We start from the raw sequence: 22005 nt of genomic DNA on the forward strand, positions 1-22005 counted from the left end.
GAGCCTACCCCCTGACATGCTGAGCCCCGAACTCGGACACTACGCCCTTGCGCTGGCCTGCGTGCTTGCTGCCATACAAGGTATTCTCCCCCTTATGGGTGCACGCCGCCGCGATGTGCGGCTGATGGCACTGGCCCCCGGCCTTGCCATTGGTCAGCTTATTGCGCTGCTAACCTCTTTCCTTTGCCTGGTTTACGCTGCCGTTACAGATGATTTTTCTGTCCAGAACATTGCGGCCAACAGCGCGGTTTCCAAACCGCTGCTGTATAAGATTACCGGCGTATGGGGAAACCACGAAGGCTCCATTCTTTTATGGGCGCTTATTCTGGGCCTGTGCGGCGCGGCTGTTGCGGCTTTTGGGCGTAACCTGCCTTCCGCTTTGCGCGCCCGCGTTATTGGCGTGCTGGGGCTGGTGGCTACCGGGTTTGAGCTGTTCTGCCTGACCACGTCTGACCCATTCGCCCGCATCTGGCCTGCCCCCATGGACGGGCAGGGCATGAACCCCCTGCTGCAAGACCCCGGCTTGGCTTTTCATCCGCCTATTCTCTACACAGGTTATGTGGGCTTTGCCGTGCCGTTTGCGTTTGCCATTGCCGCCCTGCTGGAAGGCCGGGTAGATGCCGCATGGGGCCGCTGGGTGCGCCCTTGGGCCGTGGCCGCCTGGTGCTTCCTTACCTGCGGGATCGCCATGGGGTCCTGGTGGTCTTATTACGTGCTGGGCTGGGGCGGTTACTGGTTTTGGGACCCGGTGGAAAATGCCTCGCTCATTCCGTGGCTGACAGGCACCGCCCTTATTCACTCCGCCATTGTGGTGGAAAAGCGTGAAGCCCTTAAAATCTGGACCGTGCTGCTGGCTATTGGCACGTTTTCATTCTCGCTTTCCGGCACCTTCCTTGTGCGTTCAGGCATCCTGAATTCCGTGCATGCCTTTGCGAATGACCCCGCACGTGGCGTGTTTATTCTGGGCCTGCTGGCTGTGGTGATTGGCGGTTCTTTGGCGCTATTTGCCTATCGTGCCCCATCCCTCACTTCCGGCGGACTGTTTGCCCCGGTCTCGCGCGAGGGGGCATTGGTGCTGAACAATATCCTGCTGTGTTCGCTCTGCGCCGTGGTGCTCACGGGCACAATGTATCCGCCGTTTATGTCCCTGCTGTTTGACCGCACCATTTCTGTGGGCAAACCGTTTTTTGATGCCACCACCATTCCGCTGGCGCTGCCGCTGTTCATCTTCATGGGCTTTGGCCCCATGCTGCCATGGAAGCGCGCGCAGCTTTGGCCCATTTTGCAAAAGCTGTGGGTAGCGGCTGTTATCACCGCCATTGCCTGCGCCATTGCGGCCTTCCGCCTTTCTGGCGTTCTGCCCATTCTGTGCGCAGCAGCGGCTATCTGGATTATTGCATCCACCATTACGGATGTTGTGGAACGTGTGCGCCTGTTCCGTGCGCCATTTGCCACAAGTGTGCAGCGTGCGCGCATGTTGCCACGCGCCATTATTGGCACGGCCATTGCGCATATTGGCGTGGGCATTACGGTGCTTGGGCTTTCCGCTATGTCTCAGGCCCAGCATAAAATTGTGGAAGTGCCTATTGGCACCACAGAACATCTGGCTGGCTATGACTGGACGCTGACAAACGTAAAGCAGGAACCGGGGCCAAACTACACCGCCATGATGGGCACGTTGGAAGTGCGGCGTAACGGGCACCTTGTAACGGTTATGCACCCTTCCAAACGCAGCTTTAATACGCAAAACCAGACCACAACGGATGTTGCCATCCATACCAACCTGCTGGCAGATCTATACGGTGTTCTGGGTGACAAACACGGGCCGGATAATAACCCCACCTACGTGCTGCGCCTGCATTACAACCCGCTGGCCCCGTGGATGTGGCTGGGGGCGCTGGTTATGGCGTTTGGTGGCGCGCTTTCGCTATCTGACCGTCGTGTGCGTGTGGGTGCGCCGCAGCGTGCCAAATCTTCTGCCGAAATGAGTGCAGCATCATGAGCAATTCAGAAACACCCCCCAATGCATCCCGCCGTCGCCTGCTTATGGCTTTGCCATTGGCGGGAGCTGGCGTTGTTGGCGTTGCGTTTTGGAAAATGCTTTCCGGCATGGAGCATGGCTCCTTCAACCCGCATGATATCAACGCACCAGTGCTGAACCGCCCGGTGCCGGATTTCACGCTGCCAGATCAGCCCCCCATGCAGGGTTTTAACACGCAGGATTTACGCAACCTGACGCAGCCTGTGCTGGTGAACTTTTTTGCATCATGGTGCATTCCCTGCCTTGCGGAAATGCCAACCCTGATGACGCTGAAAGACAAACTGACCATGTGGGGCATTGCCTACAAGGACAGGCCAGAAAACGCGGAAAACTTTCTCAAGCATTCCGGCAACCCGTTCTCCCGCCTTGGGAGCGACCATGAAGGCCGCGTGGGGATTGAATGGGGGATTTCTGGCGTGCCGGAAACCTTCCTGATCGGCCCCGGTGGCGTTATCCGCTGGCACACCGCGGCCCCGCTTACGGACGATATTCTGAACCAGACACTCCTGCCTTTGGTTGAAAAGTTGAAAACGCCATGAACATGCGCCGTTTTCTGGCAGCCTCCTGCGTTGGGTTCTCCCTCATTGCCGCACCTGCGCTGGTGCTGGCGGTGGATGACCCCATGGAAATGCTGCCCAACCCCAAGGATGAAGCACGGGCCGAGGCCATTGGCTCACAACTGCGCTGCCTTGTCTGCCAAAATGAATCTATTGAGGACAGCAGTGCTGGCTTGGCGCGAGACCTGCGCCGCGTGGTGCGTGAACACGTTGCCAAGGGTGAAAACAACCAGCAGATCATGGACTGGATGGTAAACCGCTATGGCAACTTCATCCGCCTGAAACCAGCATTCTCATTCAGCACCTTGTTGTTGTGGTGTATGCCCGTTCTGGCGCTGCTGCTGGGGCTTGCTTCGGCCTTTATCTTTTACCGCCGTCGCGCGGCTGCCCCGCCCTCTCCGCCTCCGCTGACAGAAGAAGAAAAAACCCGGCTGGCCCAGCTGACAAAGGATAAGGATAACGCCCCATGATCTGGCTTTCCATTGCCCTGCTCAGCCTGCTGGCTCTGGCCCCTGCCTGCGCCACTTTATGGAAACGCACGCGCACCGTGCGGGATGAACGCAGCGCCGCTCTTGCCCTGCACGAAGCCCAGTTGGCTGAGGTGGATCGTGACCTCACAATCGGGCTGATAGCCCCGGCCGAACATGAAATTGCGCGGTTGGAAATTCAGCGCCGTATTCTGGCAGCTGATAAGGCACCATCCTCCGCCGATAATTCCCGCGCTGCTACGGTGGGCTGGATTGGCCTTGGGCTTGCCCCCGTGCTGGCAGTAGGGCTGTATCTGACAAACGGCGTGCCTTCCCTACCTGCGCAGCCGCTTGGCCCACGCCTTGCCGCTGAGCATATGCAGGACACAAAAAATGATATGCTAGTGGCACGGCTAAAGCAGACATTGGCCACACTGCCGCCGGGTGATCCTGCTTTACGCCAAGGGTATCTGCTACTTGGGCAGGTTGAGGCCTCCCGCGAGCATTACGCTGAAGCTGCAGATGCGTGGAACCACGCTTTAGATATGGGTTTTGATGCCGAACTGGCTGCCCGCACAGCAGAAGCCATTACGCGCACCAATCATCAGGTTACGCCGCAAGCGCTAGCACTTTTCCGCAAGGCGCTAGATGCCGCCCCGCAGGATGCAACATGGCGCAGTGCCGTGCAGGCGCGCATTGCACAGGGAGAGCACGATCAGGATAACCCCTGATCGCTGTTTCCCATTACATTTTAAGCGTTAAAGACCGCTGCCTTCTGGGGCCATAACACGGCCCCAGATTTCTTCCTTCGCCCGGCGCTGGGGCGGACGGGGCTGGCAGGAAATAAAATACAGCCCCACTACAAAAACAATATTGGAAAACGCGTTAAACCACATTGCCGAACTAAACGTGACCGGCGATGTAATGGCCTGGTAAATAACATAAAATGTAAACGGAATAGAGATAATGCGCACGCTAATCAGCATGTAGCGCAAGGGGTTGGCTTTGCCCGGCTGCACCAGCACGCGCAAGCGACCCAACCCAATAAAAAACGTAACGCACAACGCCCAGACCAGCACATTGAAGATCATGTTTCCAAAATCGTTCATGCCAGTCACAACAAACACGGCAATGATGGAAACGGCAGATAATAGCAAAGAGCCGAGCTGGCAGCTCATGCCCACTTCAAAAGCAGTCAGACGTTCTGGCAGCTTATCTGCCAAAGGCTGGCAGACTTCATCCAGCAGCCAGCTATCCATGCGTTTAATGCGTTCGCCCAAATCCATGGCGTAATTCTACCGGATTCATACGCAGGATGCACGCCTTCAACACATGCGCATTGCAGGCGTGCAGGAAATGTTACGCCTGTTTGGTTTCTGCACCAGTTTCTGGCAGCACGCCCTGTGGGGTCTGCTTATCTACAGCGGCTGGCAGAAAATGTGCCAGAGCTGTCAGCACGGTATCTGCTGGCAGGCCGGTTTTTTCAATCAGATTATGCACCATATCGCTGCCCAGAATGGTGCGAATTTCATCTGGAGTGGCGGGCACGTTGCCGCCCTGGCTTACCCATGAACGCACTTTATCACCCAGCCCGGCCTGATCTGCCCGCGTAAGCAGTGCTTCCAGATTCTGCGGCTGTAGCAAAGACTGCAACTGTTGCTGCAATGCCCCCTGCACATCCACGCCCAGAGCACTTTCTACTTTACCAAGAATGTTTTGAAGGAAATCAGACATCGCGCCTACTTTCGTTTATCTTACCTCAACTGTGAACATAGTATATTCACAGTATTTTTCTATCTGGGAACATGATAGCTTATATGCGCAAGATTTATAAATAATTTCTGATCCCACGCGCGTTCATCGCCGGAAGACTGATAGCTGATATGCGTCTGAACCCACAAGGAAAAAGCAGGGAATCAGGCTACCCTGTGCGGCGTTCCTCCCTGTTTTTCGTTGTCAGGATAAAATAGTCGCCGTGCCCAGTCTCCCTATGTTTATCCTTGACCGGATCGGCCCCCTGCGCAATTTCCGCCCCCTGCACCGGCCGGGTGAACGCGGGAAGTTGCCTTTTGCTTGGCTGATCTCTCCCACACCTGCTGCCATCGGCTTTGCTGTGCGCACCACTGCCGCTGCCCTGCTGGCATTGGTGATTGCCCTATGGATGGAACTGGATGACCCACAATGGGCCGCCATGACCGTATGGATTGTGGCCCAGGGCTCCCGCGGGGAAAGTCTTTCCAAAGCCCGATGGCGTCTGGTGGGCACCGCCATAGGGGTGGTGATGTCCATCACCCTGATTTCGGCCTTTAACCAGAATGCGTGGCTGTTCTTCCCCATTCTGTCCATTTGGGTGGGCACATGCTGCACCATGGCCACATTGGTGCGCAACTTCCGTTCCTATGCGCTTGTGCTGGCCGGTTATACCACGGCCATTATTGCCATTGGCGCCATTCCGCACCCAGAAAACGTGTTTATGACGGCTATGTCCCGTGCATCTTACATTGTGCTGGGCATTGTGTGCGAGGGCACACTGGCAGGCCTATTTGCCCATAATCTGGCCGAAACAGCCCGCCGCAACATGCGTGATAAACTGCGCACGGCACTTTCCAACGTGTCTACCTCTGTTTCCAGCCTGCTAGCGGGAGATGAGGAAGCGCTGGTGCGTTCCCGCGCCATGTTTGGCCCGCTGATTTCGATTAACGATCAGATCGAATTTTCCGAAGTGGAAATGGGCCCCCACGGGCATGAAGGGGACCACGCACGCGCTGCACTGGCAGCCGTTTCCGTGCTGCTTTCACGCGGTTTGGGTATGGCGGTGCGCCTGCAATATGTGCAGACAGACCAGCCCGCTTTCCGTGAAACGGCAGCCCATGTGAGCGAGTTTCTGACAACCGTTCCCAACCGGCTGGATTCCGATGAAAGCGTGCAGGAACTGCTGCACGATCTGCAATTACTGCGGGCTGAATGCCACCAACGGGTGGTGGATGCGCTTTCGCAGGAAATTGACACGGCGTTTGATGATAACCCCGCAAACGATACAGATATTCCCGCCCTGCTGGATGGGCGCATTCTGCACAACGCGCTGGATGAACTGCTAGGTGAGCTGGAACAGGCTATCCGGGAATATGATGCCAGCCAGCACTTTATCCGTGGGGATCACTTCCACTTCCGCCTGCAAGCCCACGTAGATAAGCGCGAAGCCGTTTATAACGGCGTGCGTGCCATGGTGGCCATTACGGCTGCCGGGCTGGTGTGGGAATGTACGGCGTGGCCCGCAGGTTTGGGCTTTATTACCTTTGTGGCCATTGTTTGCGGGCTGTTTGCAACCCGAGAAAACCCCGTTGTTGCCTCATCACAGTTCATGGTGGGGGGCATATGGGCGGCTGTTGTTTCGTTCTTTCTGGTGTTTCTTGTACTGCCCACGCAGGCAGATTACGAAATGCTGGTGGGCTCACTCGCCATACCCATGATTGCTGGTGGCCTTGCTGCCCGTAATGCTGGCACAGCCCTGCATTCTGCGGCCTATACGCTGCTGCTGCCCAACTTTGTGCATCCCCTTAACCAAGGGCGTCAGAACGAAATCGGATGGTTCAATTCCACCGCAGCCGTACTGCTGGGCGTGTTTTTTGCCGTGCTGATTTTCCGGGCCGTGCTCCCCTTCAACAATAATGCAGAACGCTGGCGCATGCGCCGCACCATGCTGCATGACCTACGCACACTGGCATCTGCCGAGCCTATGCCCGAAACGCGAGACTGGATTGGCCGCAATATTGATAGGTTTGCCCGCCTGATCCGCCACGCTGGCCCCACGCCTTCCCCCACTATTGAAGGGTGTTTGCAGGGCACGCTGGCAGCCATGACCATCGGGCTAAACATTATCCGTTTGCGCACCCTGCTAAAACGCAACCAGATTCCACCGCCAGCCAAACGCGCCATTGAAATTGTTATGAAGCGTATGAGCCGCTTTACCGGCAAATACGGCCATACGGCACATGCTGCGCGGGTTGCAACATCTGCCCTCCGCCGTATGGAAGCCATGGAGCCCAATATTTCCACCCGTATTGAGCTGACACGCGCCATTGCCTACCTGATTGTGGTTTCGCACGAATTGGACGCCAACGCTGTGTTTTTGGATGCCTCCAAGCCCTATCGGGCCGTGTAAATACCCTTTAAATCAAGCTATTAAAGAGCCGGGCTTTTGTTCCGGCTCTTTTTTTGTCAGATGCTCAAGAAATTGTTATAACAACCCCTTCAATCTGGGGCATCTGGCTGCGTGGTTTCATTTTCATTTCCATTACAATGGTATCGCGGCCTGCATGCCAAAATACACAGCGGGTCTTCCTTTCCGCTGGCGTGGCTGATTGCGCCCGCCCCGGCTGATCTGGGTTTTGCACTGCGCACCACCGTAGCGGCCTTTATTGCTTTAAGCCTGGCCCTGTGGATGGAAATGGACAGCCCCCAATGGGCCGCCATGACCACATGGATTGTGGCACAGAACTCTCGTGGGCAAAGCCTCTCCAAAGCCAAATGGCGGTTGATTGGCACCTGTATTGGTGCGGTGGCAGGGGTGGCGTTTCTGGCGGCGTTCCCGCAAGAGCCGGGGCTTGTTTTTCCCTTTCTGGCCATATGGGCAGGTGGTTGCTGTGCCATTGCAACCTTTCTGCGCAATTTTCGGTCTTACGCGCTGGTGCTGGTCTCCTTCACCACCACCATTATTGTGCTGAGTGCTGCCAACCAGCCCGACAACGTGTTTATGATTGCGCTTTCCCGCACCACTTACATTACGCTTGGTATTGTGTGTGAAAGCCTATTGGCCGCCCTGTTTGCCCCACGCCTTGAACACGTGGCCCAACAGGAAATGCGAGAGCGCCTACTGGGCGCGCTACAAGGGGCATGTGCAGGTGTGCAGGGGTTGTTACGCAACCAGCCCGATGGACTGCTACGCTCCCGCGCCTTGCTAGGGAGCATTCCCTCTTTGGCAGATCAAACCGAGTTTAGTGAAATTGAAATGGGGCCCCACAACCATGCGGGAGACCACGCACGCGCCAGCCTGAACGCTGTTTCCGCCTTTTTGGCGCGCGGCATCACACTCAACATTCATATGCAGGCCGCAGCCCCTGTTCCCGCAGATTTCCAGCAGGCTATTGATGATATCTGCGCGCTTCTTACCTCATTGCCAACAGAGCTGGAACAAGATGCCACCCTTATTGCGGCAGCACGGGCGCGCGCTCAAATTCGGCTTTACCGCACCCGCAGCCAACAACGTGGCATAGAGCGGCTTGTACGGTTCCAGATTCTGCAACAGCAAGATGCCCCTTCCACCCAACAGCAGCGGCGTGATCTGCTTGAAGGGCGTATTCTGGAATCTGCTTTGGCCAAGCTCCTGATGGAACTGGACCTTGTTCTGGAGCACTTTATTGCCACCCAGATGCCCAAGAGGGCGGACCACTTCCGGTTTGACCGCTCACCTGAAAAAGATGTTCTGCTGGCCACCAATAACGGTATCCGCTCTGCAGCCGCCATTTGCGCAGGTGGTTTGTTATGGGAAGTAACGGCATGGCCCGATGGCTCTACACTTGCCATGTTTGTGGCTGTAACCACCACGCGCTTTTCTTCATTTGAAGACCCTGTGCATGCAGCCAGCGGCTTTTTTCGCGGTGCGGTATGGGCGGCTGTTATTTCGTTCATTCTCAGCTTTGTGGTGCTGCCTCAGCAATCTGGAGTGGAAACATTGCTGGCATCACTCTTTTTTCCCATGCTGGTAGGTGGGCTGGCTTTGCGTGCGCCCGGCAGTATTGCGGGCACAGCGGCAGCCTATAACAACTTCCTGCCCTTTATGGTGGGGCCAGCCAACCACACCCGCATGGATGAAATAACGTGGTTTAACACCACCCCCGCGGTTGTTTTGGGTATTGGGCTGGGGATATGGGCGTTCCGCCTTGTGTTGCCGTTTGATCCTGCCGGAGAACGGTGGAGGCTCCGCCGCAGAATGGTGCGTGATCTGCGCCTGATGGCCAAAGGCCACCTAACATTTACATCTGCCCAGTGGATTGCCCGTTCGGGCGATAGACTTGCGCAGATTATTCGCCATGCTGGCACGCACCCAAACGCTTTGGTGGAAGCCTATCTGACAGGCGCCATGAGCGCGATGACAACCGGCTTGCTGATTTTGCGCCTGCACAATGTGCTGTCTCACAAGCTTTTATCTGCCAATCAACACCAGCAGATTACACATGTATTGGAAACAATCAGCCACATAAAAGGCTACACACAGGCCCCTGCCCTTGCTTCTGCCCAAGCCATGCAAGCCCTTTTACCGGCTGCCATGGCAGAACGAAATCTCTCTCAGCAAATAGACCTTGTGCGGGCTATTGGGGCGCTGGAAGTATTGCGGCATGAGTTTACAGCCCATGCCACATTTATGGATGTGACCCGACGCTTTCATCTTACCAACGCTCCAGATCAGTTAGCGGCCTAACCCCTAGTGCTGCTCCACATCATGGAAGCGCGTATAATCCACTGCAATACGGCCATCTGGGCGGGAAACCACAATATCTACAAACCGATGGTTATTGCGCACGCGGTCAAACCTGTAAGCCGTTCTGGCAAATACGGTTTGGCCCAAGGCTTCATCCGTGCCGGTAACTGTTACAATAATTTCAGCTTCTTCGGCTTCCAGTTCCGCCATTGTCTTGCCGTGTAAGGGGCTATCTGGGCCAATCACATGCGCCATCACAAAAGCAAACCGCAGCACTGGCACATGAGACTGCACAAGCAGGAGCTGGTCAAACTTGCGCACCAGATGCCCATTTTCCCCCATAACCAAGCGGGAAAGTGCTACTTCCACATCCACTGAAAGAATGACGCTGACACGCAAGTTGGCAATGCGAATACACAGTGCGGGAATACCACTTTCACTGCTGACAACAGCGGTATTACTGAACATGATACGCGCACGTGGGCGTGCAAAACGGGCAAAAAGTAGCCCCGTTGCCACGGCTGTCAGCATCATGCCGATAAACACTTCCAACGAGACAATGGCATTGGCGTAAATGCCAACGGGTGTCATGCCCCCGTAACCCACGGTGGAAAGCGTTTGCACACTAAAAAAGAACAGTGAAAGCAGAGTATGCTGACCATCACTCGTAATCTGGTCAGGTGCCACCATATACAGCAGCGCAAATATAAAATTGATAAGCAGGTAAGAAAACACAGCCACAGCCGTAAATGCGGGCCAGCTTGCTGTAAGGGCGTGATGGTACAGATCTGTCCATACGCTGTCCTTCAGCCCCACACGCACAACATCGTGGTGGCCTTTTTCTTCCACCAGCGCGTGGGCTCTAAAACGCTTGGCAGCTTCACGCGTGCTTAAAGAAAAACGTCCGCCTTCCTTCTTCTTCTGCGCCGTGGAAGATCCGCCCACATCCTCCAGCGGCGTGTGACGAATTTCCTTATCTAGCTGGCTTTTCTTTCTGTACCTTCGCAATAGTCTTTTCATAATCACCGCTCCACGCACCGGCCCGGTATGGGGATGCGCCCTATAGTGCGGTGATACACGGCACAGCGTGCGTGTGCCTCAACATTTCTGCATGGAACCCCTGCAAGTTCCCATAAAAAACATAATAAAACACTCAGTTTTTATTCAGAACGCCCTGCGTTTAGAAAACGTGCGGTTTTGTAGATAAGTTTTTCAAAAAAGCCGTTTTGCGCCCTCATGCTGCCGGGCGTGCCTATCACTTCTACCTGATCCAGATGCAGCACCGTGTGCCCAAGCGCCTGCACACGCACAAAACGCGCCATAACAGGTTTGGGCAAAACCACATGCAAAGGCTGGGAATCCGCTCCGCCAAAATGCGTATCATCCCGTTTGGTAAAAACCGTGTGCCAATCCGTGCCGTTATGCGAAACAAGAATATCAAGCTGCACACAGCATTCTTTTTGATCCAGCCGATTGTGCAGCACTACTTCCTGCACTTTGCACATCTGCTCCAGATCAACTTGCCACCACGGATCATCTTCAAAATCTGTATGAAAACCGTAGCCGCCGTTTATCAGCCCATCATTGCCGCCAGAGGCTTCACGCGCCGCATCATGAGACCATGACCATTGAGAGACGGTAGACAACATAGCTGGCCGGTGGCGAGAAAGAATGTTCCCGGCATCCTTGTTTAAATGAAATAGAGCTTGTTCCAGCTTATCAAGCGCCTGCGTACTCAACTGCGGAGGTGCACTTGGCTGAAACGCACAAACCTCCGCCCAATATTGCGGATAGTGCTGCTGCACATAGGCATAGCCTTTCCGATAAAGTTCAGCAAAACGACTATCATGATAATCCAGATACGTGCCTTGCTGGGTATATCCACCGTAAGACCACGTAGCCCCAACCACGCCCAAACCCGCAATGAAACGAAAATCATACTGGCTGATTTCCCCCAATGCGGAAGACCTCTGCTGCCCTACCGGGCGGGTATGCTCTACCGGGGTGGCATCCATTATCCATATATCGCGCCAACCCAGCATCATGGGCCACAGCAGATCCAGCCCGAACCCTGTGCCTGCGCGTGAAAAGCGGAAGGTTGGCAGTGCCTGATGCAAAAAATCCCGCTGCATGCAGGGGGCCATGATTTCTGCAAATGTAGAGGCCCGCGCCACAAAGTTTTTATTCTGCAATGTGGAAAGATGGCTACAGAAAGAACCCGGGGTAAGCGCCGGCGCTGCCAGTTTGGCGTTATACTGCCTGCACGCTGCAAAAAAGCGGTTCCACGTTTCTGCCGTAGCGCGCAAATCATCATCCGGAAAGCAGATATAGTCGTACTGCTTCCAGCCATCCCATTCTGTTAGAAAACGATACAGGCCATCCCATTTATGGCCCGGCACCATCTGGCCGGGTAGGCCCTGCATATCTACAGGTTGAAATGGGCATAACACCAGATCCCATTCTGGCACGCCCCCTTTCAGCCATTCCGGGTGCAAGGAGTGGGCACCACAGCGCGCAATAATCAGGTTCCGCTGCATTGCCCAGCCACTTACACCTTACTCGTTTTACTGTGCGTCTTTATCTTCAAACGGACGGAGGGAAACACCCCCGGCATCCCGCGCCCAGGCTGCGGCATCATCTTCGGGCGGCACGTAGTTGCCTTTGTTGATGGAACCATGCGCCAGTGTTTGCGCATCCATCCGGTTCAAGCCGCTAGACTGCGCCGCTGCACTTTGTGCTGCACGCTCCCACAGCGCACGGGCCTTTTGCTGGTCACCCTGAGCAGAAGCAATGCGCGCGGCCAGTGCCAGTGCACGCGCCATATCACGGTAGGAGCCATCGTTACGCCGCAGGTCAGCCGCCTGCACGGCCAAAGCTTCCGCCTGCTGTGGTGCGGATTGGCGCAGCACACGGGCCTGAATTTCTGCCTGATCTGCCTGCTGCGTGGTCGAAAGCGGCTTTTTAAGGCTACTAAGATAGGCCGCAGCTTTTTGCAGATTTGCGCTATCAGATTGCGCATCGGCCGCAAGCCCCAGCACCAAAGCCGCCCTGCCTGCCAATGCACTATCGGATGACTGCATGGCCTGCGTGGCAGATGATATGGCCGAACTGTAATGGCCCAGCCTGTAATGTGCAGCGGCCTCTACCAGATCAAGCGAATAAAGCTGCGTTTGCCCACGCACACCAGCGGCCTGCCGTGTAGCTTGCGCTGTTTGCAACGCTTTATCCGGCGTATTTGCGGCTAATTGGGCAACTGCCAGATCATACCCGGCTTCGGTTATCGCGCTTGCATCATCCCGCAGCAAAGCCAGATCTGCTGCTTTGCGATACTGCGTAACGGCTACGGTATAACGCCCGAGTTCAAAGGAATCTCGCCCGGCTGTCATGGCCTGATCCCACGCGGCATCATCCTGCGCAGTGGGTTTATCTTGTGCCGCACCACCGCACCCAGCCAGCAACAAAGGCAGGCACAAAACAGCCGCAGCGGGAGAAAAATACCTCATGGCCGCACCTGCTTTGGTGACAGACGGTTATGCCGTACCACTTTTTGTCCCCCCAGCAGCCACATGCCGCGTAGTTGGTCTGTTAGTTTTTCCAGCCCGTAAAGTGTGGTTTGCGCCTGCGCCAGCAATGCTGGCAGATCTGCGGTGCTGGCATCCAGATTAGCCGCAATACCTGGCAGATGCGGTGTGGCGCCCTTCAGATCGCGCGAGGCCCCTTTCAGGTTGGCCACCGTGGCATCGGTTTTGTTCATGATGCCGGAAATCTGGTTTTCAATCGGTTTCAGGCGGTCAATCACCCCATTAAGCGAAACAATGGTGGCTTCGGCCTGCTTGATCAGCTGATCATTCGTCATCAACTGGCCAACGGTGCCTTTGCCTGCGTGCATATCGCTAATGGTGCCATCAAGCTGCGCCATCATGTGCCGGGCACTTGCCAGTGCGGGCATGATTTCTGCCTGAATACTGTTAAGCGTGGCAGTAATCTGGTCTGCCGGGTTGGGGGCTGGCGTTGCGCTTACAACGGCGTAGCTCCAATCCATAGGCTCCCCATGCCCACGGCTGAGGTCCAGATAAGCAGCACCGGTTACAATAAGCTGTTTGCGGATAATAGCTGAACTATCGCGCCGGATGAACGGCTTGGCCTGCGGGTCCAGATCCACCAGCGCATACATACTGCCTGACGGATTGAGCTTGATGGAACGGATGGTACCTGCATGGGCACCCATAAGCTGCACATCCCCCCCAACCGTAAGGCCACCCACGCCAGAAGCAGGCAGCACCACGCGCAAGCGCGCAGGCGGAGTAAGCCAGTCTCGCAGCACGCCGGCTTCAATCACCGCGCCTGCAAAAATAACAAGGCTGAGAAGAACAAGAAATCCAACCCATTCATCTGCATAACGCAGAGAAATAAGAGGTTTCACTTTCTGTCTTAAGCGGAGCTGGAACATTATGCCATCCGTACTGCTACTAGGCCATCATCAGCAAGACGCCATGTGGAGGTAATACCCTGCCGGTAACTTTGCCAAACGGCATTGCTGCGCACCAGCCAGATTACGCCTGCCCCTCTATCCCGCGCTTCTGTAATTGAAGACAGGAAAGAGGTGTACAGTTCGGGCGGGCCACCCTCCAGCGGGTCTTCCAAAAGCAGCAAATGCGGCTGCCCCATAAAAGCCCGCACGCATGAAACACGCGTAAGATCCGTATCTGAAAGCAGGGATGGGCTCACGGTCGGCACACCCGGCAGACCAAAACTTTCTGAACGCCTTACAGCCTCTGCCACCAGATCATCCAAACTGCGGGTGGTGTGGTGCAACTGCTGCAAAATAATACCCAGATGCGTGGGCATAAACTCCGCCCAACTGGCGCGGCGGGTAATACGCCCGATACGCCCGCGCAGAGCATTAAGCTCCCGATCCTGCAGGTTTGCCCAATCCAGCCCCATAAAGCTGACCTGCCCGCTTTCCAGCTCCACCATACCGCTGCACAAATCTGCAAACATGGTGGCGCGGCTTGGGTCTCGCGCTTCCACAATCATACATTCGCCGGGCATCAGCTTCATGTTGAAGGGCACCGGCGGCAGGCCGCTATCCTCAAATGAGGGCACTGCCTTGTTCAGTTCCAGAAGTGGGCCTGCTGAATATGTCTCCATCTTACAGATCCAGACTGAACAGAACGCTCACCATCATCACAATCAGCATCCCGCGGGAAAAGCCGCGTGGCAGCAAGGTGCGCAGTGAATCTTCATTGGTGGCGGTCAGGCCCGTCAGGCAGCCGCCAAGCCCCACCACAAAACCAACCATGATGAATTTAAGCGGAATAACGGCATAATCAGTCACAGACATGGCCGCGGCCACATCATCCAGAAATGTCCAGATCGGGTTGGTGATCACGCCGGAAATACGGCTCATCACATACCCGGTTATCAGCGATGACATGGAGAACAGAATACCCAGCGTAAACCCGGCCACGGTAAACGCCAGCGTGCGTGGCAGCACCAGCATCAGGAACGGGTCCATCCCCACAGACTGCATGGAGCGCACCTGCCCACCAATAGTCAGCAGCCCCAGCTCTGTGGCGGACAGCATGCCATTACGCCCCAGCAGCAGAATGCCAACCAGAATGGGCGCAATTTCACGGATAACCACATTTACCAGAATGGAGCCTGTCATTTTGGCAAGGCCGGTAAGACCCAACCAGTAAATAACCTGAGAAACAGCCGCCACACCTGTAAGCATACCGGCAAACAGTGAGGCACTGACACCACCGCCGATAATGTTGTTCATGGTGGTTATAAATTCGTACCGCACGGTACGGCGCCATGCGTGAGAGCGGAAGCTCTCAAAAATAACGCCCCAGCCTGCCCCCAAAACAACCAGGAAAAACCGGGCCTGCCTGCGCACAAGTCGGCCGATCCATGCCAGCTTCCTGCGTATCCATTCATGCACCGGAATACGCTTGGCAGGCTTATGCGCATCTGTTTGCAGAATCAGATCTGGTTCATCATCCGACGGCGTGGTGTTGGGGCCGCCTGTCTGCTGGCTCCCACTCATCGCCTTGCCGCCAATGTATAGGCACGCCCCAGCCCCAGATGCGGCGCAAAGAAGGACCCACGGCTGCGGAACAGATATCTGTCACGCAACACGCCATAAACACGCTCTGTTACCTGAATGGTGCCGGGGTCTGCCGCGCCCTGTGCCATCAGCTCGGCCAGAGAGACCGTTTGCCCCCACAGGTTGAACACCTTGGGTTCGTTTCCTACCGCGCCACCAAATGCCGGGCCGTAATCAATACCCATGGTAAACACCGGTTCCAGATCTGCTGCAGCCAGTGATGCCATAAAGATTTCACGCATTTTAAGCGCGGCATCTGCAACGCGCACAATGGCTGTAACATCTGGCGTGGGCAGGCAACCTGCCATGCAAATCATACGGTGACCGGCCACTTCCACGGCAAACAGTTTTTCTTCCTGCGCGACGGACTGCACATCTGCCGCCAGCTGATTGATGAGTTCAATCAGGGCCTCAGTTTCTTTTTCCCCTTCCACCACGGGGTCAGAGAATGTGATGACCAACACAGCAACAGACGGATAAATGCTGGCAGAATTAACGGCGGCGGCTTCTGGCGCCTTCATCAGCATATTATCAGATTTGGGCGCGGGCACATCCAGCGTGGCAACCTGCTGCCCGGCATCTACAATCTTGCCGGTTTGCGTATTCAGCAGTTGCGCCTGTGCGGCAAAGCGCAGGGCAGCCACCCCGGCCATAAGATCAAGGAAATACAGCAGGTGCGGCTGAAGATGCGGATCTTCCAGCATAATCGCACCTTCCACCCCATGCGGGCCATGCACGGGGCAAATGGCCAATGCCTTTGTGCCCAGTTCACGCATGGTCAAACGCTCAAACCGCGTGGTACGCGGGTCTACGGCTGCATTTTCAACCGAAAACGCATTGCCTTCTTCAATGGCAGAAAAGAATGGCCCCAATTCTGTACGAGCCATTTCAAACCCGCCGGAATGTGTGTTTTGCGTTTGATCATACGCATCTTCACACACCATGGCAGCGCCATCGTGCAAGAAGCGCCAAAGCGTGGCGCGCCGGGCACCCGTTACAAGCGTTAGCTGCTCTGTCAGACTCAGGGGTTCTACGGTGGGGTCAAACAGGCGCGGCGCAACGGCCACCTGCTGCACCGCAGAACTTTCGCGCTGAATCTGCTCTTTCTGCTTCACCAACAGGCGCGTGCTGGACTCTGTGCGCCGCACCTGCCGCACAAGCAGGCCTGCAAGCACAAGCGAGAAAACCGTGATAATGGCCAAAAACTGCAAGCTCTGGTGGCTGCTTTGGCGTGCGAAGGACCCGAAATCACTTTCGGGCGCGGCCATCAGCAAAATCCAGCTATCGGAATAGTGCGGCAGAGCTGCAGCAATGGTGATGTAATCCGTGCCATCCCACGTAACATGCCGCGGGCCAACACCACGCACACGATAGTGGTCATACCCCAATGCAAAAACCGGATAGGCATTGCGGTCCAGCACCATTTTATCCGGGTCCCACCCAGCGGCCTTGGCCTGCTGCGTAAGGTTTTTGCCGGCAATAAACAGGCCGCGGCTATCCACAATCATGGCGGAGCCGGTTTTGCCAACCTTGATCTGATCCAGATACGAGCTGAGTTCGTTGAGCGAAATATTGGTGGCAAACACCATTGTATGGCCAGCATCTGTCTTGAACCGCAGAGAACTGGTCATGACAAACTGGCTGGTGGTGGGGAACAGGTGCGGTTTGGTCCAGGTTACCTTATCTGTTCCGGCCGTATTCTTATACCAATCACGCGTGCGTGGGTCATACCCCTTGGCATCTTCTTCCGTTTCGGAAATTTTCTGCCCGTTATCATCCCAGAACGCGTGGTGGAAATAGGTGTGGCCGTCTTTTTCAATCAGACGCACATGTTCCTGCACGCCCTTTTGCGCTGCACGGGCGATGAGCATGAAATGCCCTTCATCATCCGCCAGATAAAAGGACTGAAGCTGCGGAATCTTGCGCAGCATGGTGCTACCGTAGGAATAGAAAACCTTGTCTTCCACCTGCGCGGGGGCATGTTCGATCATGCCAGAGGCAATCAGGTTACCCGTCGCAGCCGGTAGAATATAATCTGTAACCTGCTGCACAATATATTGCTGCACAGCACCCATAAGCTGGTGCGTAAGGGTGGAAACACCCTCCTTGGTAGTACGGTATGAATTGATACCTACCAGCGCAATGGCCAGCACGGCCATAACCGTAACAACAAATGGCAGAACAAGATGCAGCAGAACCCTTCGAACAGAAGCATCGTGCTGGACTGTGGGATCTATGATCTCTTCAGAAGCCACGAGATAAGGTTCCGCTGCTTTACCGGTTATTCAAAACCTGATTCTGGCAGACAGTTACAGCAAACCGGCCAAGCAACCGCGCCACCGCACCATATCAGGATGTATAAACCGTAATGTGCCCCGATAGATGGGGGTTGTCCACCCCGCACCTGTATCCTGTCTAGGGCATATCAGCCGACCAGTTCAATCTCGAAACGTGTTGCAACACCCAAGGCCTGGCCCAGACGTTCCAGCCCACGGCGCACGCTTTCTCCTTTTACAGCCACGCGGGCGGATGTCAGGATAAGCACCAGCGCATCTTCCTCCCATTCAAGGGATGTGCCTTCCAGCAACCGCCCTGCACCACCCGAGAGAGAATACGCCAGACGCAGGGCCAGCCCCAGCACTACAGCACTTTTCCAGTCCTGTTCACTCAACAGTGCACGAGATGTTGCCAGAAAAGGTGCCTGCTGATCTGCAGCGTAGCGGATAGCCAACGCCAACGCCAACCATGCGCGGGAAGGATGATCAAACCCGCCGCTCTGCACGCGCAGGATACGCCAGTACGTTTGCTCGGCCCGATATTCCGGGTGATCGTGGCTACCGATATCAGACAGATAACACGCCAGATGACGCAGATATTTTTCTTCTGCCGTTTCCTCCGGCCGCAAAAAATCTGTCCACTGCATCAAGGCATAGGGAAGTGAATTGCTGCGCCCAAACCGGGCACACATTTCACGCGCCACTACATCCATCGGGTTTTGGGTCAGAATATCCGGCGCAACCTTAAGCATGTACCAGCCCTCGCGCAGGCCATCCACGCAAAAGACAATTTTATCCGGCTGCACCTTTTTCATCAGCCGCCGCAACACCATGGCGGCAAAAGGTGTATCATCCAACCGCTTGCGGGGGGCACCGGGCAGACGCTCCAGACTGCGGCGTGAGCTGTTTTGCAGCCAGCCCGTCATCTCCCGCGCTTCCTGCACATCCATTGTATAATAGTGTACGATGTTAAGCGGATATTGCGTGCGCGCAATCTGGAGCCGTGCCAGCGCACGAAAAGCCCCGCCTACCAGATAAAGCGTGCTGCCTTTTACTTTTGGCAGCCATTCTACGCCGCCAATATCCTTATCCGCCAGGTTTTTGGCTTTATCCAAATCCCGGCCAGAACGGTCAGCCAGCCGGATCATGCCTAATGGCAGAGTTGTGGCATCATGCCGCCCCTGCGGCGTAAGGTGGATAAGCTCCAGAGAGCCTCCGCCCACATCGGCCACCAACCCGGATGCACCGGGAATACCACACATTACGCCAATAGCGGAATGATCGGCTTCTTCCTTGCCGGAAAGAATGCGAATGGGCACACCGGGCATGCTTTCACGCAGGGTTTGCACAAAAGCAGGCCCATTGCTGGCATCCCGCACGGCGGCGGTTGCCAGAATTTCAAACGGATCGGCCTTCATGGCGCGGGCAATGGCGTGGAAGCGGCTGAGCACTTCCTTTGCCATCTCCACACCTTCTTCATTCAGCTTCCCGGTTTCTGTCAGCCCGCGCCCCAAACGCAGCACGGCTTTTTCATTGAAAATGGGAAGCGGGTTGCGCGAACGCCCTTCAAAAACCACAAGCCTGACGGAATTGGAGCCAAGATCCACCACTGCGGAACGGCACGGTTGATCAGCCTCCATCAGAAGCCCCTCCCCGTTTGCAAAAACTGGCTGTGCAGCTTGGAACAACGGGGATGAGATAATCCCGACGCAAGAAAAAAGCTCATGATTTCAGACATCAATCTATCAGCAAGTCCTGTGAAGAAGTCAAAGACGCCGGGGCCCGGATGGGTGTGTCATGCGCGGCGGAGCCGCGTCCGGAAAGTGAAGGATGTGTCATAAACCACTCATGCGCGGAAAAAGGCCGGTTTCCAGGGTTTACGCGCCGCCATTCTCCGTTCTGTTCCAGCATCCAAGATTGTAGGGTATCGCGAATGTTGGACACCATGATCTGGCCCAAAACCTGCGCGTGCACGGTGGGGTTAGTAATGGGCACCATGCTTTCCACACGCCAATCCATGTTGCGCGTCATCCAGTCTGCCGAGGAAATAAAGACCTTGGCATAGCGCGATGGCAGGCGATGTTCATTACCAAACACAAAAATGCGCGAATGTTCCAGAAAGCGCCCGACAATGGATTTAATGCGGATATTTTCTGAAAGCCCCGGCACACCGGGCCGCAGGCAGCAGATGCCGCGGATAACGCCAACAATCTTCACCCCTGCGCAGGAAGCTTTATACAGGCAATCAATCAGTTCCGGGTCCACCAGCGCATTCATCTTCAACCAGATGCTGCCCGGCTTGCCTGCCTTAACGTGATCAATTTCTTCCTGAATCAGTTCCTTCAACGTGCTGCGAATGGTGATGGGGGAGAAAGCAATTTTCTCCATCTGCGCAGGCATGGCGTAGCCTGTTACGTAATTGAACAGGCGTGCGGAATCCCGCGCCAATGCCGGATCACACGTAAAGAAGGAAAGATCTGTATAAATACGGGCGGTAATGGGGTGATAATTGCCCGTGCCAAAATGTGCGTAAGAGCGCACAAGCCCGCCTTCACGCCGCACCACAAGGCTGAGCTTGGCGTGGGTTTTTAAATCCGCAAAACCAAACACCACCTGCACACCCGCAGCTTCCAGCGCGCGGGAAAGGCGGATATTGGCTTCCTCATCAAACCGGGCGCGCAATTCCACCATGGCGGTAACAGACTTGCCAGCCTCTGCCGCCTCAATCAGCGCTTTTACAATGGGTGAATCGCGCGATGTGCGATACAGCGTCTGCTTAATGGCAATTACGTTGGGGTCCAGCGCGGCCTGCCGCAGGAACTGCACCACCACATCAAAGCTTTCAAACGGATGATGCACCAGCAGATCTTTGGCGCGAATGGCCGCAAAACAATCGCCGTTAAAATCCCGGATACGTTCAGGAAAGCGCGGGGTGTAGGGCGGAAACAGCAGATCTGGCCGATCATCCACAATCATCTGCTTCAGATCCACCACGCCGATCATGCCGGAATGCACGGCAATTTCATCAGGCGGCAAATCAAGGTCCGAGGCAATGGCTTCTGCCAGTTCCGTCGGCACCCGCTTTTCCATATCCAGATGGATCACCACCCCACGGCGGCGGCGTTTCAATGCTGTTTCGTAGGAGCGGACAAGATCTTCCGCCTCGTCCTCAAATTCCACGTCGGTGTCACGCACCACGCGCAGCACGCCGCTTTCACCTACCTCCAGACCATCAAACAGACGGTCAATAAACAGGGTAATCAAGTCTTCCAGACGGAAGAAGCGCACCTTTGGCGGGGTTGCGGCATCCGTTGCCGGGGTGGGAGATGGCAGGCGAATAAAACGCTCTATCTGCGCGGGCAGCAGAATAAGGGCGTTCATGGCGAACAGCCCCGTATCTGCATAAAGCAGGCGCAAACCCAGTGCCAAACCCATATTGGGGATAAACGGCAGAGGATGTGCCGGGTCCACCGCCAGAGGTGTGAGAACCGGGAACACCCTGTCCATAAATATCTTGGCCAGATGCTCCTTATCAGCATCCGTCAGCGCATCTGGCTCACACAGTTCTACGCCAGCTTCTGCCAGAAGGCCGCGCAGTTCTGTCCAAATTCGCTGCTGTTCACGCAGTAGGCGGGCGCAGCGTTCACGCACGGCCTCAAGCTGCTGGGCAGGGGTGCGGCCATCGGGGGAAAGTTTGGTCAGCCCTTCCCGCACCTGCCCGACAAGCCCGGCCACACGGACGGAATAGAACTCATCCAGATTACTGGCGCTGATAGATAAAAAGCGCAGGCGTTCCAGCAGAGGGTTGCGGGCGTTATCGGCCTCTTCCACCACACGTTGGTTGAAATCCAGCCAAGATAGCTCGCGGTTGATAAACCGTTCTGGCATTTCCAGAGTAATCTTCCGCTCTGCCGTTTTTCTGCTCTGCCGAGGTTGGCGGGTAGAAGGTTTTCTGGGCGCTGCTTTTCGGGCTGGTGAACGAGCTTTTACAGGGGCCTGCTCTTTTTTATCCTGCGCCGTCACGTTTCTTCCTTTCCTTGTGCTGCATCATGCGCCCCGTTTCCCGCCTTGGGG

Annotated in this window: 17 protein-coding genes; 6 read left to right on the plus strand and 11 right to left on the minus strand. The window is 55.7% G+C overall.

Annotation, left to right across the window (positions count from 1 at the left end; genetic code table 11):
• Positions 1–16 precede the first annotated feature (16 nt).
• From FCN51_RS15105 to ccmI, 4 genes are read left to right on the plus strand one after another with little or no spacing between them, the layout of a single operon-like run.
• On the plus strand, positions 17–2002 hold the full coding sequence (locus FCN51_RS15105) for a heme lyase CcmF/NrfE family subunit (protein ID WP_124305863.1): 1986 nt from the start codon (positions 17–19) through the stop codon (positions 2000–2002).
• A complete protein-coding gene (locus tag FCN51_RS15110; RefSeq protein ID WP_003625198.1) occupies positions 1999–2580 on the plus strand; it encodes a DsbE family thiol:disulfide interchange protein in 582 nt (193 codons plus the stop codon). The genes FCN51_RS15105 and FCN51_RS15110 overlap by 4 nt, the downstream gene beginning before the upstream one ends.
• Positions 2577–3068: a cytochrome c-type biogenesis protein gene (locus FCN51_RS15115; RefSeq protein ID WP_124295251.1), complete on the plus strand. Its 492-nt coding sequence runs from the start codon at positions 2577–2579 to the stop codon at positions 3066–3068. Before FCN51_RS15110 ends, FCN51_RS15115 begins: the two co-directional genes overlap by 4 nt.
• Positions 3065–3796, plus strand: coding sequence for a c-type cytochrome biogenesis protein CcmI (gene ccmI, locus FCN51_RS15120; RefSeq protein WP_003625194.1), 732 nt, complete (start codon positions 3065–3067; stop codon positions 3794–3796). Before FCN51_RS15115 ends, ccmI begins: the two co-directional genes overlap by 4 nt.
• A gap of 27 nt (positions 3797–3823) precedes the next feature.
• Here the strand turns inward: ccmI and FCN51_RS15125 are convergent, their stop codons facing one another.
• The gene (locus tag FCN51_RS15125; protein WP_003625191.1) at positions 3824–4351 is read right to left on the minus strand and encodes a hypothetical protein; all 528 of its coding nucleotides are present in this window, start codon (positions 4349–4351) and stop codon (positions 3824–3826) included.
• 73 nt (positions 4352–4424) lie between these two features.
• The gene (locus FCN51_RS15130; protein WP_003625190.1) at positions 4425–4799 is read right to left on the minus strand and encodes a YidB family protein; all 375 of its coding nucleotides are present in this window, start codon (positions 4797–4799) and stop codon (positions 4425–4427) included.
• Positions 4800–5040: 241 nt separating this feature from the next.
• Between FCN51_RS15130 and FCN51_RS15135 the strand changes: the two genes are divergently transcribed.
• Together FCN51_RS15135 and FCN51_RS15140 are read left to right on the plus strand one after the other, a co-directional pair.
• Complete coding sequence (locus tag FCN51_RS15135; RefSeq protein WP_012812755.1) at positions 5041–7227, plus strand: FUSC family protein; 2187 nt, start codon at positions 5041–5043, stop codon at positions 7225–7227.
• Positions 7228–7338: 111 nt separating this feature from the next.
• Positions 7339–9543, plus strand: coding sequence for an FUSC family protein (locus FCN51_RS15140; RefSeq protein WP_160256266.1), 2205 nt, complete (start codon positions 7339–7341; stop codon positions 9541–9543).
• Between the two features lie 3 nt (positions 9544–9546).
• Here the strand turns inward: FCN51_RS15140 and FCN51_RS15145 are convergent, their stop codons facing one another.
• From FCN51_RS15145 to FCN51_RS15185, 9 genes are all read right to left on the minus strand, one after another.
• Positions 9547–10581 (minus strand): ion channel, encoded by a 1035-nt coding sequence (locus FCN51_RS15145; RefSeq protein WP_012812753.1) that lies wholly within the window; start codon positions 10579–10581, stop codon positions 9547–9549.
• Between the two features lie 122 nt (positions 10582–10703).
• The gene (locus tag FCN51_RS15150; RefSeq protein WP_160256267.1) at positions 10704–12080 is read right to left on the minus strand and encodes a discoidin domain-containing protein; all 1377 of its coding nucleotides are present in this window, start codon (positions 12078–12080) and stop codon (positions 10704–10706) included.
• A gap of 27 nt (positions 12081–12107) precedes the next feature.
• Positions 12108–13046, minus strand: coding sequence for a hypothetical protein (locus FCN51_RS15155; protein WP_124305859.1), 939 nt, complete (start codon positions 13044–13046; stop codon positions 12108–12110).
• The gene (locus FCN51_RS15160; RefSeq protein WP_012812751.1) at positions 13043–13993 is read right to left on the minus strand and encodes an MlaD family protein; all 951 of its coding nucleotides are present in this window, start codon (positions 13991–13993) and stop codon (positions 13043–13045) included. The genes FCN51_RS15155 and FCN51_RS15160 overlap by 4 nt, the downstream gene beginning before the upstream one ends.
• Complete coding sequence (locus FCN51_RS15165) at positions 13993–14694, minus strand: hypothetical protein (protein ID WP_003625177.1); 702 nt, start codon at positions 14692–14694, stop codon at positions 13993–13995. Before FCN51_RS15165 ends, FCN51_RS15160 begins: the two co-directional genes overlap by 1 nt.
• 1 nt (position 14695) lies before the next feature.
• Positions 14696–15595, minus strand: a complete 900-nt coding sequence (locus tag FCN51_RS15170) for an MlaE family ABC transporter permease (protein WP_160256268.1) — start codon at positions 15593–15595, stop codon at positions 14696–14698.
• Positions 15592–17910, minus strand: coding sequence for an adenylate/guanylate cyclase domain-containing protein (locus tag FCN51_RS15175; protein ID WP_003625173.1), 2319 nt, complete (start codon positions 17908–17910; stop codon positions 15592–15594). The genes FCN51_RS15170 and FCN51_RS15175 overlap by 4 nt, the downstream gene beginning before the upstream one ends.
• A gap of 170 nt (positions 17911–18080) precedes the next feature.
• A complete protein-coding gene (locus FCN51_RS15180) occupies positions 18081–19571 on the minus strand; it encodes a Ppx/GppA family phosphatase (RefSeq protein ID WP_160256269.1) in 1491 nt (496 codons plus the stop codon).
• 97 nt (positions 19572–19668) lie between these two features.
• Complete coding sequence (locus FCN51_RS15185) at positions 19669–21954, minus strand: RNA degradosome polyphosphate kinase (protein ID WP_003625169.1); 2286 nt, start codon at positions 21952–21954, stop codon at positions 19669–19671.
• Positions 21955–22005 lie beyond the last annotated feature (51 nt).

This window comes from Acetobacter pasteurianus, from assembly GCF_009914215.2.
GTDB lineage: Bacteria > Pseudomonadota > Alphaproteobacteria > Acetobacterales > Acetobacteraceae > Acetobacter > Acetobacter pasteurianus.

Coding starts and splice junctions, on each gene's coding strand:
- FCN51_RS15105 (WP_124305863.1), top strand. CDS start 17: ATGCTGAGCCCCGAACTCGGACACTACGCCCTTGCGCTGGCCTGCGTG.
- FCN51_RS15110 (WP_003625198.1), top strand. CDS start 1,999: ATGAGCAATTCAGAAACACCCCCCAATGCATCCCGCCGTCGCCTGCTT.
- FCN51_RS15115 (WP_124295251.1), top strand. CDS start 2,577: ATGAACATGCGCCGTTTTCTGGCAGCCTCCTGCGTTGGGTTCTCCCTC.
- ccmI (WP_003625194.1), top strand. CDS start 3,065: ATGATCTGGCTTTCCATTGCCCTGCTCAGCCTGCTGGCTCTGGCCCCT.
- FCN51_RS15125 (WP_003625191.1), bottom strand. CDS start 4,351: ATGGATTTGGGCGAACGCATTAAACGCATGGATAGCTGGCTGCTGGAT.
- FCN51_RS15130 (WP_003625190.1), bottom strand. CDS start 4,799: ATGTCTGATTTCCTTCAAAACATTCTTGGTAAAGTAGAAAGTGCTCTG.
- FCN51_RS15150 (WP_160256267.1), bottom strand. CDS start 12,080: ATGCAGCGGAACCTGATTATTGCGCGCTGTGGTGCCCACTCCTTGCAC.
- FCN51_RS15155 (WP_124305859.1), bottom strand. CDS start 13,046: ATGAGGTATTTTTCTCCCGCTGCGGCTGTTTTGTGCCTGCCTTTGTTG.
- FCN51_RS15160 (WP_012812751.1), bottom strand. CDS start 13,993: ATGTTCCAGCTCCGCTTAAGACAGAAAGTGAAACCTCTTATTTCTCTG.
- FCN51_RS15165 (WP_003625177.1), bottom strand. CDS start 14,694: ATGGAGACATATTCAGCAGGCCCACTTCTGGAACTGAACAAGGCAGTG.
- FCN51_RS15170 (WP_160256268.1), bottom strand. CDS start 15,595: ATGAGTGGGAGCCAGCAGACAGGCGGCCCCAACACCACGCCGTCGGAT.
- FCN51_RS15180 (WP_160256269.1), bottom strand. CDS start 19,571: ATGGAGGCTGATCAACCGTGCCGTTCCGCAGTGGTGGATCTTGGCTCC.